The 13,996-nt window shown below is 64.8% G+C and carries 12 protein-coding genes; 9 read left to right on the forward strand and 3 right to left on the reverse strand.

The genetic code is table 11. The features are described from left to right. Positions 1–15 precede the first annotated feature (15 nt). The 3 genes from ACIQ7H_RS09405 to ACIQ7H_RS09415 are packed head-to-tail and all read left to right on the forward strand — an operon-like array spanning position 16 to position 3,490. Positions 16–1,884, forward strand: coding sequence for a Gldg family protein (locus ACIQ7H_RS09405; protein ID WP_395790718.1), 1,869 nt, complete (start codon positions 16–18; stop codon positions 1,882–1,884). Then, the gene (locus ACIQ7H_RS09410; RefSeq protein ID WP_395790720.1) at positions 1,881–3,122 is read left to right on the forward strand and encodes a DUF4340 domain-containing protein; all 1,242 of its coding nucleotides are present in this window, start codon (positions 1,881–1,883) and stop codon (positions 3,120–3,122) included. The genes ACIQ7H_RS09405 and ACIQ7H_RS09410 overlap by 4 nt, the downstream gene beginning before the upstream one ends. A gap of 29 nt (positions 3,123–3,151) precedes the next feature. Next, a complete protein-coding gene (locus ACIQ7H_RS09415; RefSeq protein WP_395790722.1) occupies positions 3,152–3,490 on the forward strand; it encodes a DUF423 domain-containing protein in 339 nt (112 codons plus the stop codon). 126 nt (positions 3,491–3,616) lie between these two features. Here the strand turns inward: ACIQ7H_RS09415 and ACIQ7H_RS09420 are convergent, their stop codons facing one another. From ACIQ7H_RS09420 to ACIQ7H_RS09430, 3 genes are all read right to left on the reverse strand, one after another. Further along, complete coding sequence (locus tag ACIQ7H_RS09420) at positions 3,617–4,816, reverse strand: acetyl-CoA C-acyltransferase (protein ID WP_395790724.1); 1,200 nt, start codon at positions 4,814–4,816, stop codon at positions 3,617–3,619. A 309-nt stretch (positions 4,817–5,125) separates the two neighbouring features. Further along, on the reverse strand, positions 5,126–7,486 hold the full coding sequence (locus tag ACIQ7H_RS09425; protein WP_395790726.1) for a 3-hydroxyacyl-CoA dehydrogenase/enoyl-CoA hydratase family protein: 2,361 nt from the start codon (positions 7,484–7,486) through the stop codon (positions 5,126–5,128). Between the two features lie 47 nt (positions 7,487–7,533). Then, the gene (locus tag ACIQ7H_RS09430; protein ID WP_395790728.1) at positions 7,534–8,172 is read right to left on the reverse strand and encodes a TetR/AcrR family transcriptional regulator; all 639 of its coding nucleotides are present in this window, start codon (positions 8,170–8,172) and stop codon (positions 7,534–7,536) included. Positions 8,173–8,458: 286 nt separating this feature from the next. On the opposite strand from ACIQ7H_RS09430, the gene ndk reads away from it, so the two are divergent. From ndk to bamB, 6 genes are all read left to right on the forward strand, one after another. Continuing rightward, positions 8,459–8,884, forward strand: coding sequence for a nucleoside-diphosphate kinase (ndk, locus tag ACIQ7H_RS09435; protein ID WP_395790730.1), 426 nt, complete (start codon positions 8,459–8,461; stop codon positions 8,882–8,884). Between the two features lie 100 nt (positions 8,885–8,984). Next, on the forward strand, positions 8,985–10,208 hold the full coding sequence (gene rlmN, locus ACIQ7H_RS09440; RefSeq protein ID WP_395790784.1) for a 23S rRNA (adenine(2503)-C(2))-methyltransferase RlmN: 1,224 nt from the start codon (positions 8,985–8,987) through the stop codon (positions 10,206–10,208). Beyond that, complete coding sequence (gene pilW / locus ACIQ7H_RS09445; RefSeq protein ID WP_395790732.1) at positions 10,192–10,968, forward strand: type IV pilus biogenesis/stability protein PilW; 777 nt, start codon at positions 10,192–10,194, stop codon at positions 10,966–10,968. The genes rlmN and pilW overlap by 17 nt, the downstream gene beginning before the upstream one ends. 29 nt (positions 10,969–10,997) lie before the next feature. Then, positions 10,998–11,894, forward strand: a complete 897-nt coding sequence (locus ACIQ7H_RS09450) for a helix-turn-helix domain-containing protein (protein WP_395790734.1) — start codon at positions 10,998–11,000, stop codon at positions 11,892–11,894. 70 nt (positions 11,895–11,964) lie between these two features. Continuing rightward, positions 11,965–12,612: a YfgM family protein gene (locus ACIQ7H_RS09455; RefSeq protein WP_395790736.1), complete on the forward strand. Its 648-nt coding sequence runs from the start codon at positions 11,965–11,967 to the stop codon at positions 12,610–12,612. A 2-nt stretch (positions 12,613–12,614) separates the two neighbouring features. After that, a complete protein-coding gene (bamB, locus tag ACIQ7H_RS09460; protein WP_395790738.1) occupies positions 12,615–13,775 on the forward strand; it encodes an outer membrane protein assembly factor BamB in 1,161 nt (386 codons plus the stop codon). Positions 13,776–13,996: the final 221 nt, after the last annotated feature.

Consider the following 13,996-nt stretch of genomic DNA (forward strand, 5'->3'; position numbering starts at 1 on the left):
CAGGAGCCCACACGCATGTCTGTTCTCAATCGACGCGCACTGACCGGTTCCACCCTGGTGGTGCTGGCTGTGCTTTTCATCGCCCTGGTGATGCTCACCGGCGTGCTGTTCCGTGGCGCCCGCGTGGACCTGACCCAGGACAAGCTCTACACCCTGTCCGACGGCACCCGCGCACTGATCAACAAGATCGAGGAACCGGTCAATCTGCAGTTCTATTTCTCCGACTCGGTAGCGGGCAACTACCCGGGCTGGGGAATCTATGCGGCGCGCGTGCGCGAACTGCTGGAGGAGATGGTGGCCGTGGCGCCGGGCAAGCTGCGTCTGGAAGTGATCGACCCGCAGCCGTTCTCCGAGGATGAAGACCGCGCCACCGGTTTCGGGCTGCAGGCCGTGCCCTTGGGTGGCGGTGCCGAAACCCTGTTCTTCGGTCTTGCCGGCAGCAATGCGGTCGACGGCCAGATGGCGATTCCGTTCTTCCAGCCGGACAAGGAGACCTTTCTCGAGTACGACATCGCCAAGCTGATCAGCGGTTTGTCAGGCCCGGCCAAACCTGTGGTGGGCGTGCTGAGCGGCTTGAACATGGCTGGTGGGTTCGACCCTGCGCGCGGCGGAATGACGCCTGCCTGGGTCGTCAACGACGAACTCGCCGGTCTGTTCGAACTGCGCGCGCTGGAAACCACCCTGACGCGCATCGACGATGACGTCGAGCTGCTGATGGTGGTGCATCCGAAGAGCCTGTCGGACGACACCCTGTATGCGATCGACCAGTTCGTACTGCGCGGTGGCCGTTTGCTGGCCTTCGTAGATCCGCACGCCGAGGCCGAATCGGCCGGCGATGGCGCCGATCCCATGGCGAGCATGATGGCCGACAAGTCTTCCACCTTGGGCACCTTGTTCGATGCCTGGGGTGTTGCTTTTGACCCGGCCCGCGTGGTGCTGGATGCGGAGAACGCGCTGCAGCTGCAGACCCAGCCGGACCAGCCGCCGCAGCGGCATCTGGCGGTGCTTGGCATCGGCCGCACGCACATGAACCAGGACGATGTGATCACCGCGCAGCTGGACGCAGTGAATCTGGCCAGCACCGGCCATTTCGTGATGAAGGCTGACAGTACGCTCAAGCTGGAGCCCTTGATCCAGTCGTCGCTGTCTGCCGCGACCGTCGGCACCGAACGCATCCGCTTCGTGCCGGACCCGAAGGAGTTGTTCAACGGCTTCCAGCCGAATACCACCGAGGCCTTTGTGCTTGCCGGGCGCTTGTCAGGCCCGCTGAAGTCGGCCTTTCCGGCGCGTGTGGGCGAAGGGCATCTGGCCGAGGCCGAGCAGGTCAGCATCGTGCTGTTTGGCGACACCGATCTGCTCAGCGATCGGATGTGGGTGCAGGTCCAGCAGTTCTTCGGCCAGCGGGCGATGACGGCGTTCGCCAAGAACGGCGATCTGGTGGTCAATGCGGTCGACAACCTGGTCGGTAGCAGCGATCTGATCGGGGTGCGCGCTCGCACCACCTCATCGCGGCCGTTCACGCGCGTCGAGATGCTCAAGCGTCAGGCGGATGATCGGTTCCGCGCCAAGGAGCAGGAGCTGCAGACGGAACTGACCGAAACCGAGCGGCAGCTGACCGAACTGCAGTCGCAGCGCAGCGGCGATGATGGCGGCATGCTGCTGTCGGTCGAGCAGCAGGCGGCGATCAAGCGCTTCCAGGACCAGAAGCTGCGCATTCGCAAAGATCTGCGCGATGTGCGCCGCGAGCTCGACGAAGACATCTCGCGGCTCGGCGCGCAGCTGAAGATCATCAATATCGCCGGCGTACCGCTGCTGCTGACCGTCTTGGCCATTGCCTTTGCGTGGTCGCGCGTGCGCCGTCGTCGTCAGGAGTCGCAGGCATGAACCAGAAACAGATCATTGGCCTCGGCGTCGCAGCGGTGCTGCTGATGGCAGTCGCCGTATTCGTGTCCCAATCACGCAAGCCGGTTCAGGAAGCCCCCAGCGCAGGCCCACTGGCAGCAGGGCTGCAAGCTCAACTGAACGCGCTGGACAGCGTGGTGGTGCGGGTCGCAGGCGGCGAGACCATCACGCTCAAGCGGGTTGATTCAACGTGGATCGTGCCGGAGAAACACGCCTTCCCGGCCGACATCGCGAAGCTGCGCGAGCTGCTGCTCAACGTGGCCCAGGCGCGTCGGATCGAACCCAAGACGGCTGTCGCGAGTTCCTACCCGGTGCTTGGTGTGCAGGACATCGATGCAGAAGGTGCCAGCAACGTGTTGCTGCAGATTGGCAGCGGCGCGTCAGCGGTCGAAGTCATACTCGGCCAGAACAACAGTCGCGGAGTCGGCACCTTTGTGCGGCTCAAGGGTGAGGCGCAGAGCTGGCTGGTGGATCGAAATCTGGCCGCCGAGCGGACTGCGGGCGACTGGTTGCGGCGCGATCTGCTGGATATCGCGGCGAACCGCATCACCTCGATCAAGGTGCAGCCTGATGAAGGGGACGAGGTGCAGATCCAAGCCAACACCGAAGGCGGTGAGGGCGAGTTCCGTCTCGCTTACCTGCCGGCTGGGCGTGAGCTTGCCAGCGCCTTCGTGGTCGATGCGACCGCCGGCGTCCTGTCGGGCTTGCGTCTGGACGACGTGCAGCCCGCCGCAGGCTTCACGCCCGATGAAGGCAGCGAAACCACGAAGGCCAGCTTCGAGACCCGCGAGGGCATCAACCTCGATCTCGAGGCTTGGACGCTTGAGGGCGAGACCTGGGCCAGAATCGCAGTAAGCCTCGATCAGGCCGCTGCGGACCAGCGCATCGAAGGCGAACAGGCGCGCGAGGCGATGGCCTATGAAGCCGCGCTCAAGGCGACGCAACTGCCTGCGACGGATCCTGCCAACGCCGCAACCGATGGTGCGACGCCCGCGGATGGCGCGGCCGAAGAAGCCCCAGCCACTACAGCCGTCGAGCCGCCGGAGCCCCCGCTGGCGGTCAGCGATGCGGCGGCTGATCGCGCCGAGCGCTTGAACAAGCTGCAGGCCGAAGTCAGCGCGTTGCAGGCAACCGTCGATGGATGGGTGTTCAAGCTGCCTGCGTCGAAGGCCGAAAGCCTGCGACGCAGCATGGACGCCTACCTGAAGCCAAAGGCCTAGATGTGTCGCCGGGCTCTGCGGGAGTAGGCATGCGCGTGCTCGCTGCGGCCGGCGGAGTGGCCTGTGCACTCGCCATAGGGCTTGGCGCCTACGCATCGCACGCTGTCAGCGGTCAGGCCCAGGCCTGGCTGCAGACGGCCTCGCTGTACCTGTTCCTGCACGGAATGGCGCTACTGGTGCTCGCGCCATCGGCGCACAACCGGCTCGCTCGCGGTGCCTTGGCGCTGCTGTGCGTCGGTCTGCTGCTGTTTGCCGGCAGCCTGATCGGTGCTGCGCTGTTCGGCTGGCCGACGCGGTTCGCGCCCTACGGCGGGATGAGCCTGATTTTGGCTTGGCTCCTGCTGGGTGTGGATCGATTGCGCGCTTGAGGTCTGAATCGCGATCGGTGCCGAGATGGGTCTGAAAGCAAACGGCCCGCCGGGTTACCCGGCGGGCCGTTTGCGTGGCGTACTGTGAATTCGACTACGGCGCGCCTGCGCACGCCGTAGCGGGGGTTACAGCGACTCGAAGATGCCTGCTGCGCCCATGCCGGTGCCAATGCACATGGTGACCATGCCGTACTTCTGCTGGCGGCGCTTCAGGCCGTGCACCAGCGTTGCAGTACGGATCGCTCCGGTCGCGCCCAGGGGATGCCCCAGCGCGATTGCGCCGCCGAGCGGATTGATCTTGCTGGGGTCGAGGCCGAGATCCTTGATGACCGCCAGCGCCTGCGCGGCGAAGGCTTCGTTGAGTTCGATCCAGTCCATCTGATCGGCGGTGAGGCCCGCCTGGCGCAGTACCTTCGGAATCGCTTCCTTGGGGCCGATGCCCATCACGTCGGGCTTTACGCCGGCGACGGCGAAACCGACGAAACGCGCCAGCGGGGTCAGGCCGTACTGCTTGATCGCCTTCTCCGAGGCCAGCATGACTGCGCCGGCGCCGTCGGACATCTGCGAGCTGTTGCCGGCGGTGACCGAGCCGCCAGCGCGGAACACCGCCCGCAGCTTGCTCAACACTTCGATGGTGGTGTCAGCGCGCGGGCCTTCATCGTTCTCGACCAGAAGTTTCTTGATGCGCACCGTGTTTCCGGCAAGGTCGGGCATCCGCGCAATGACTTCGTAGGGGCTGATCTCGGACCTGAATTCGCCGGATGCAATCGCGGCCATCGCTTTCTGGTGCGAGGCGTAGGCAAAGGCATCCTGCTCGTCGCGGCTGACCTGCCACTGGCTCGCGACGTTCTCGGCGGTGATGCCCATGCCGTAGGCGATGGCGATGTTCTCGTCCTTGAAGATCGCCGGGTTCATGGCGACCTTGTGGCCCATCATCGGCACCATGCTCATGGTTTCGGTGCCGGCACCGATCATCAGATCTGCCTCGCCGAGTCGAATACGATCAGCGGCCAGCGCCACGGCCTGCAGGCCGGAGGAGCAGAAGCGGTTGATGGTCTGCGCCGACACGCCGACCGGGAAGCCGGCCAGCAGGGTGGCGATGCGGCCGACGTTCATGCCTTGCTCGGCTTCGGGCATCGCGCAGCCGACGACGACGTCATCGATCTGGTTGAGGTCGATCGAGGGGGTCTGGGCCACGAGGTGGCGCAGGGCATGGGCGAGCAGGTCATCGGGACGGGTGTTGCGGAACACGCCTTTCGGGGCCTTGCCGACCGGCGTGCGGGTGGCGGCGACGATGTAGGCGTCCTGGATCTGGCGGTGGGACATGGTCTGGATCCTTGGTTAGATGATCGCGGTGCGTTGGCTGAGGGCTGGAATTCTGGAGTGGGAATGCGGGATTCAGAGTGGGTGGGGTCGCTACTGGCGCGAGGTTTACCCCCTCTCCCCAACCCCTCTCCCACGAGGGGAGAGGGGCTCTTGGCTGAGGCTTAACTCGAGCGCTGCTGTATCCCGGCTTCTACGGGTTCAGGGCTTCAACAAGCGGGGCGTGTTGCGAGCTGGCTTGCCGGCAACTTCAGGCTTGCCGGAGGTTGCTCTCGCGAATCCCGAATCCCCAATCCCGGATCCCGGCTCCAATCAATTCCTCAGCGGCTTTCCGGTGGTGAGGGTGTGGCCGATACGGGCCTGGGTCTTTTCCATCTGCGCAAGTGCGAAGAAGTGCTCGCGCTCCAGCTTGAGCAGCCAGTTCTCGTCGACCACGCTGCCGCGGTCGACTTGACCGCCGCAGAGCACGGTGGCTATGCGGGTCGACACTTCGAGGTCGTGCTCGCTGATGAAGCGGCCGGACAGCATGTTCACCAGATTGGCCTTGAACGTGGCAATGCCGATGTCGCCGGCCACCGGCACCTTGGCAGGCAGGGCAGGGCGATAGCCGCTCTCGGACAGTGCGGTGACCTGGGCCTTGGCGACATGCAGCAGTTCGAAGGCGTTGAACACGACGATATCGTCCTGGCGTAGCAAGCCCATGGCCTTGGCTTCCAGCGCCGAGGTCGAGGTCTTGCCCATGGCGGTGATCTCGAAGGCCTTCTTCAGGTTGTCGAAGACATCACCACCGGCCTGACCGGCACGCACCGCCAGCTCCTTCAGGCCGCCGCCCGCAGGCAGCAGGCCGACGCCGGCCTCGACCAGACCGATATAGCTCTCAAGCGCTGCCACGGTGCGTGCGGTGTGCATCTGGAACTCGCAGCCGCCGCCCAGCGCCATGCCGCGCACGGCCGCCACCACCGGCACCAGCGCGTACTTGATGCGCATGCTGGTCGCCTGGAAGTTGGCGATCATCGCCTCCAGCGCGTTGATGTTGCCGGCCTGAACGAAACCGGCCATGCCCTTGAGGTCGGCGCCGTAGGAGAAGGGCTCGCTGTACTGCCAGATCACCAGGCCCTTGTGCTCGCGCTCGGCGCGAGTGATCGCTTCCTGCACGCCGTCGAGAACGGCATCGCTGACGGTGCTGCCCTTGGTCAGGAAGCTCAGCACAGCGACGTCGTCGCCGCCGTCCCACATCCGCACGCCGGCATTCTCGAAGATGGTCCTGCCCGGCTTGGCGGTCTCGCCCAGCAGCGGATCCGGGAAGGATTGGCGCGCATACACCGGGTGCTTCGAGCGCGGGCTAAGGCTGTTGCCCGAGGCCGAATACGAACCCTCATTGCCGTGCACGCCATCGCGACCGTCGAACACCCAAGCCGGCAGCGGCGCATTGCTCATGGTCCTGCCAGCGGCGATGTCCTCGCGGATCCATTCGGCGACCTGTTTCCAGCCGGCCGCCTGCCAGGTCTCGAACGGGCCCTGCTTCCAGCCGTAACCCCAGCGCATCGCGAAATCGATCTCGCGTGCACTGTTGGAGATCTCGGCCAGGTGGTAGGCGCTGTAGTGGAACAGATCACACAGGATCGACCACACGAACTGCGCCTGCGGGTCGTCGCTCGCGCGCAGCGCGGCCAGCTTCTCGCCTGGGTTCTTGATGGCGAGGATGGCTTGCACGGCATCGGACGGCTTCTCGCCGCTGGGGCGGTAGTCGCCCTTGGCGATGTCCAGCACCAGGATGTCCTTGCCCTGCTTGCGGTAGAAGCCGGCGCCCGACTTCTGGCCCAGCGCGCCCGCCTCGACCAGCTTGGCCAACGGTGCCGGCACCACGTAGTGCGCGTGCCAAGGGTCGTCCTTGAGGCTTTCGGTCAAGGTGCGGACCACGTGGCCCAAGGTGTCCAGACCGACCACGTCCGCCAGCCGGTAGGTGCCGCTCTTCGGACGACCAATGCCGGGTCCGGTCAGCGCGTCGACCACATCCAGACCGAGGCCCAGCCGTGCGGTGTGGTGGAAGGTCGAGATCATCGCCATCGTGCCGACGCGGTTGGCGATGAAGTTCGGCGTGTCCTTGGCGAACACCACGCCCTTGCCGAGCGTGGTGGTGAGGAAGCCTTCCAGGCCGTCGAGTACGGACTGCTCGGTGTGCGCGGTCGGAATCAGCTCGGCCAGATGCATATAGCGCGGCGGGTTGAAGAAGTGCACGCCGCAGAAGCGGTGGCGCAGCTGCTCGGGCAGCACTCCGGACAGTGCGTTGACCGACAGGCCCGAAGTGTTGGTGGCGAAGACCGCGTGCGCGGCCACGTGCGGGGCGACCTTGGCGTAGAGGTCCTTCTTCCAGTCGATGCGTTCGGCGATCGCCTCGATGATCAGATCGCAATCGGCCAGCAGCGGCAGATGCTGGTCGTAGTTGGCGGGCACCAGCGCGCCGGCCAGCTGCGGCAGCGCCAGCGGAGCAGGGGAAAGCTTGCCGAGGTTCGCGATGGCCTTGTTGGCGATGGCGCTGGGGTCACCATCCTTCGAGGGCAGGTCGAACAGCAGGGTTTCGACCTGGGCGTTGACGAGGTGGGCGGCGATCTGCGCGCCCATGACGCCGGCACCAAGCACGGCTACCTTGCGGATGCGGAGGGGTTGCGACATGGAGAATCCTCGTTGGGGGCTGGGGGTAAATGCAGCGGGAGCGGAACTCAGGAAAGTGTTGGGCTTGCCGGCGGCGCCTTGAGGCCGGCGACTGCGAAGCGCAGCAGGTTGTCGGCAGCGAGGTCGCAGTGGGCCTGCTCGCTGATGCCGGGCTGGCGTCGGATCAGGCCGAAATCCGCCATGGCGTAGGTCAGCGCGCCGGCGATGAAATCGAGCCGCCAATACAGATCCTGCTTCGGCAAATCGGGCAGGCAGCGGCTGATTGCACGGGCAAACTCGCGCAGAACATGGCCGTAGTTGTCGGACAAGAACCTGCGCAATCGTTCGTTCTTCTCGGCATAGGCCCGCGCGACCACGCGTACAAACGCCGCACCTTCGCCCTCCATGCCGATCTGCATGGCCGGTACGATGAAGGCAGCGAGGATGCCCTCGAGATGATCCGGGTCGCTCGCGATCGCAGCACTCAAGGACTGCAGGCGGCGCTCGCTGAGCTCGTCGAAGCGGCGCCGGAACACCTCGGTGATCAGGTTCTCTTTGCTGCCGAAGTGATAGTTCACCGCAGCGACATTGACGTCGGCGTGGCCGGTCAGCTGGCGCAACGAGGTCGCCGCAAAGCCGTGCTCGGCGAACAGCTGTTCAGCGGCCGTCAGCAGGCGTTCCTTGGTGGAGAAGTGGGTCAGGCTCAAGCGTGAGGTCCCAGCGCTGGTTTCAAACAAGCGTTTGAGAGACTAGGGCGGATGGCGACCGGGGTCAATGTCCGAACGTGTCCGGGCGCCGCATCGCTTGGGCGAATGCGATGGCGATCACGACCCTCCCCACCCAACGAAAGACCCGCGCCAACGATTGTGCCTTTGACACAAGCTTCGGCTACACTACTTGACCAATCAGCTGTAAGCCCGCGTTTTTCGGTCGAAAACCGTCCCGGGCCACGGCGCCGCCCGCAAGTTCCCAATCCTCATCCGGAGTTTCACCATGGCGCTCGAGCGCACCATTTCCATCATCAAGCCTGACGCGGTCGCCAAAAATGTGATCGGCGAGATCTACAGCCGCTTCGAGAAGGCCGGTCTGAAAGTTGTTGCAGCCAAGATGAAGCACCTGTCGCGCAAGGAGGCCGAGGGCTTCTACGCAGTTCACAGCGCGCGCCCGTTCTTCAATGCGCTGGTCGAGTTCATGATCTCTGGCCCGGTGATGATCCAGGTGCTGGAAGGCGACAACGCGGTGCTCAAGAACCGTGACCTGATGGGCGCCACCAACCCGAAGGACGCAGCGCCGGGCACCATTCGTGCCGACTTCGCCGAGAGCATCGACGCCAATGCCGTGCACGGCTCGGACAGCCTTGAGAACGCTGCGATCGAAACCGCGTACTTCTTCGCCGCCACCGAGCTGTGCCCGCGCTGAAAGCGAGCGCAGCCGACCGCCCATTGATGGAGAGCACGTGACCGAAGTCGCCGCCACGCCCACAGGCAGCACGACGGAACAGGCACCGATCAGGTCCAGACTGATCGGTCCGGTCACGCTCACGTCGAATTCGGGCAGCGCCGAATCGACTAGCGCCGGTTCGGTCGTCTCTGCAGTCGCCCCCCCGGGCCTGATCAACCTGTTCGATCTCGATCGCGCGGGTCTGGAGCATTTCTTCGCTGACACGCTCGGCGAAAAGCGCTTCCGCGCGCACCAGATCATGAAGTGGATGTACCACTTGCATGTCACCGACATCAGCCAGATGACCGATGTCGGCAAGGTGCTGCGTGCGAAGCTGGAGCAACACTGCGAGATCCGGCCGCCGCGGGTGGTATTGGACAAAGCTTCCACCGATGGTACCCACAAGTGGCTGCTGGGCATGGATACCTCGAACTCGATCGAGGCGGTGTTCATTCCGGACAAAGGCCGCGGCACCCTGTGCGTGTCGAGCCAGGTGGGATGCGGGCTCAATTGCAGTTTCTGCAGCACCGCAACCCAAGGCTTCAACCGCAATCTGTCCACCGCCGAGATCATCGGTCAGGTGTGGACGGCGTCGAAGCATCTTGGCAACAAGGCTCACCAGCAGCGCAAGCTGACCAATGTGGTGATGATGGGCATGGGCGAGCCCCTGCTCAACTTCGACAACGTGGTGCGGGCCATGTCGATCATGCGTGATGACTTGGGTCTCGGCTTGGCCAACAAGCGGGTGACCCTGTCGACTGCGGGCCTGGTGCCGATGATCGACCGCCTCGCCGAGGAATCCGACGTCTCGCTGGCGGTGTCGCTGCACGCACCGATCGACGATCTGCGCACCGAGCTTGTCCCGCTCAACAAGAAGTACCCGATCGCCGAGCTGATGGATGCCTGCGTGCGCTACGCGCTGCGCAAGAAGCGCGAATCCATCACCTTCGAATACACCCTGATGCGTGGCATCAACGACCGCCCCGAGCACGCGCGCGAGCTGGTGCGCTTGATGCGCCGCTTCGCCAATGTCGTGCAGTACGCCGACGCGGCCAAGGTCAACCTGATTCCCTTCAATCCCTTCGCCGGCACGCGCTACGAGCGCAGCAGCGAAGAGGACATCCGTTCCTTCCAGAAGATCCTGCTGGACGGGCAGATCCTCACCATGGTGCGGCGCACCCGCGGCGACGACATTGATGCCGCCTGCGGCCAGCTCAAGGGACAGGTGATGGATCGAACCCGACGCCAGGCGGATTTCCGCCGCAAGCTAGAGGAGGCGAACGCCGATGATGCTGCGGCCTGATCGATTTTTGCTGATTGCGGTGTCGGTGGTGATGCTTGCGGCCTGCGCCACGACCGGCGGTGGCCGCAGCAGCGACCCAGATTCGGCAAACGCGATCGCTGCCGCCAACCAGGTTGAGATGGGGCGCGCTTACATGCAGCGCGGTCAACTGCAGATCGCGCTGGAAAGGCTAACCAAAGCGCTTCAGCTGGATCCTTACTCGACTGACGCGCACACCGTGATCGCTGTGCTGTACGAACAGATTCGTCGGCCTGATCGTGCCGAGGTGCACTACAGCCGAGCGACCGAACTCAAGCCGAATGACGGCTCGGTCAACAATAACTATGGCCAGTTCCTGTGCCGGGGCGGCCGCTTTGCCGAGGCGGAGCAGCGCTTCATGAAGGCCATCGATGACCCTTTCTACCCGACTCCTGCACTGGCGTACAGCAATGCGGGAGTGTGCGCGCTGAACTCGGGTTTGAACGAGCAGGCTGAGAAGCACTTGCGCCGCGCGCTTGAGCTTGACCCGGCCAATGGCGACGTGCTGCTCGACATGGCACGCTTGCAGAAGAACAAGGGCGAGTTGCTGCGGGCACGCGCCTTTCTGCAGAGGCACGAGGCAATTTCAGCTCCTGCGCCGGATGCGCTTGAGCTGGGCATTGCCATCGAAGTCGGCTTGGGGGACCCGGCAGCAGCTGAACGCTATCGGGATCGCCTGCGAACCGAGTTTCCTGACCACAACGCCGCACAGACGCTCCCGGGGGAGCCAGCGATCCAATGAGCGGACACACAGAGAGCGAGGGACTCGGCTTGCCTGCCGGCACGCCGGGTTGTGAGAGCAAAAGTCTCGGCCAGCGATTGCGCCAGCGCCGGGAGGCCCTGGGGCTTGGGGTCGCCGAACTGGCGGTGCAGCTCAAGCTGCGCGCGCACATCATCGAGAGCATCGAGCGCGATGCGCTCGATGAGCTGGGTGCGGGGGTGTTCACCAAGGGCTACCTGACGGCCTATGCCCGCGCCGTTGGTCTGCCCTTGGTCGCCGTCGCCGCTTCGCCAGCCGTGCAACCGGAGTCCCCGGCACTGATGACGCACACCGTGCCGCGATACCGGAGCATGGTCGGCCGCTACACCAGCAAGCTCGGCCATGTTTTTTTGACTGCGGCTATCGTGGTCCCCTCGATTTGGCTGGCGACTTCCGACCAGTTGCCTTCCCAGCGGGCAACCTTGACCTCGCTGGATGTCCCACCGCCTCAGGACCTGGAATCTGGGGCGACAGGCACGTCGACTTCGTCGGGCTCCGCGATGGCCGATCCGCCTGATGTTGCGGTTATGGCCTCGCTCACGCCGATGTTTCCTGCGCGTAGTCAGATCGCTCCCGCGCCGGCGCCACTTGGCCCGCCTGAGCCCGTTGCGGCGGCCGATGCAGCTGCAGGTGCGGCCATGATGGGGCTTGAAATGCGCCTCAATGCGGACAGTTGGGTGGAGATTCACGACGCAACCGGGCGGGTGCTTGAATCGTCCCTGCTGCGGGCTGGTACGCAGCGGCGGCTGGAGCTTGGCGGTGGCCTGCGGGTCTCGCTCGGCAACGCTGATGGCGTGGAGTTGCGGCTGAATGGCGAGGCAATCGATGTCTCCGAGTTCAGGCGCGCCAACGTCGCCCGATTTAGACTCGCCGCGGACGGCGCGTTGACCTCCCCAGTCCCGGGCTGAAACGCCCCGGACTGAAACGTGCGGCGCTGACGTAGGCCGCCGACATCGAACTACTCGCACGGAATCCAGAATGTCGATTGAATTGATGGACGAACATGAGCGCGGCGAACGCGTTCGCCGCTGGCTGCACGACAACGGAAGCGCGCTGCTGGGCGGAGTGGGTATCGGCCTTCTGGCATTTTTTGGCTGGCAGTGGCATCAGGGCGGTCAGCTCCAAGCCAAGCATGACGCCGCAATGCAGTACGAGGCCGTACGCAAGGCGGTCGAATCGGATCAGACCGAGACTGTCGCCGAGATTGCGAAGGGTCTGAACGACAAGTTCCCGGGTTCTCCGTATGTGGCGTTGGCCCAGCTGCAGATGGCGCAGCTCAAGTCTGACGCTGGCGATTTTGATGCCGCGCTTGCTGCGCTGGAAGCCGCGCGTGCGGCCACTGACGAGGTTTTGCTGAAGGATCTGACGGCGCTGCGGATGGCTCGGATCAAGCACGCCCAAGGTGCCTTGGACGAGGCCTTGGCGCTGCTGTCAGGGCTCGACAAGAGCTATTCCGGCCTCGCCGGCGAGTTGCGCGGTGACATTCTCCGCGCACAGGGCAAGCCGATCGAAGCTGTTGAGGCCTATCAGGACGCGTTGACCCATCTGCAGGAAGGCCTGCCAGCGCGTGGCTTGGTCGAGCTGAAGCTGGCTGACTTGGGCGCTTCCGCGCCGTTGGAGTCCTGAGCATGGGGCGCGCTGCAGCACTTGCGCTGATCCTTGTCGGCAGCGTCCTTATTGCAGGTTGCGGTGGTTCCGCAGGCAGCAAGCGCGAGAACGTGCAGCCACCGGCCGAGCTGGCCGAGCTGGTGCCCTCGATCACGGTCGAGCGGGTCTGGAAGACGTCGATGGGCAAGGGCGAAGGCCGCATGGGCCTGCGCCAGCGCCCGGTTGCAGGTGATGGTCGACTTTACTTCGCCAACATCAAGGGCGAGGTGTCGGCACTGGAGGCTGCCAGCGGCCGCGTGCTGTGGGAGCAGGAGTTCGAGGATCTGCGTTTTGCAGGCGCGCCCGGGTTCGGTGAAGGCACCCTTGTGCTGACCACGCTGGACGGCATTGTGCTCGCGTTGAACCCCGATTCGGGCACCGAACGCTGGCGTGCGACAGTTTCCTCCGAAGTCATCGCCGCGCCTGCGGTGGGCCGTGGCTTGGCAGTGGTGCGTTCCAACGACGGTCGACTGTTCGCGTTCGGAACCACCGACGGTGCACGTCGGTGGGTGTACGACCGGGCCCTGCCGAGTTTGACGTTGCGTGGCAACAGCCCGCCTTTGATCGTCGATTCTGCGGTGTTTGCGGGGTATGACGACGGCAACGTGGTTGCGCTGAGAATCGAGTCGGGCTCGCCGGTGTGGGAACAGCCGGTGGCGATCGGCGAAGGTCGCACCGATCTCGACCGCATGGTTGATGTCGATGGCGAAATGGTGTTCCGCGACGGGCAGGTTTTTGCTGGCAGCTACCGTGGGCAGGTGGTCGCTTTTGACGCGGGAACCTCGCGGCCAGTCTGGAACCGCGAAATGTCCACCTATGGCGGTCTGGCCCTGGTGGGCGAGAACGTCGTAGTGGCTGATGATCGCGGCAATGTGTGGGCTTTGGATCGCCGCAGCGGCTCAGCCACCTGGAAGCAGGACGGCCTTGGATTCCGTTGGCTGACCACGCCGGCGGTGCACGGCGGCCACATCGCAGCGGGTGACGTCGAGGGTTATGTGCATTGGATGAGCGCCGAGGACGGTCGACTGCTGGCGCGTGAGCGAGTCGGCAAAAAGCCGCTGCGGGCTACGCCCATCGTCGTCGACGACCTTCTGATCGTCGCCAGCACCGACGGTGATCTGGCCGCGTTCCGGGTCCTCTGATCCACTGATCGCGCGCGCTGATCTCAGCGATCGCGGTGGCGCTCACGCAGAGCGCCGCCGCAGTTTCAAGGCAGTCCGCCGGCCCGTTGGCCGGCGTCTGCGTTTCTACCGATTTCTCTTGCGTCGCCTGCATCTGCAGGGCGACAGGCTCCGCCAGACCGGCCCTGCGGGCCGGCAGGCACTGCGATCGCCGGTTTGCCAGCGAAGCGGAGCTCACTCAT

Source organism: Aquimonas sp., from assembly GCF_044377145.1.
In the GTDB taxonomy this organism is placed as follows: Bacteria; Pseudomonadota; Gammaproteobacteria; order Xanthomonadales; family Xanthomonadaceae; genus Aquimonas.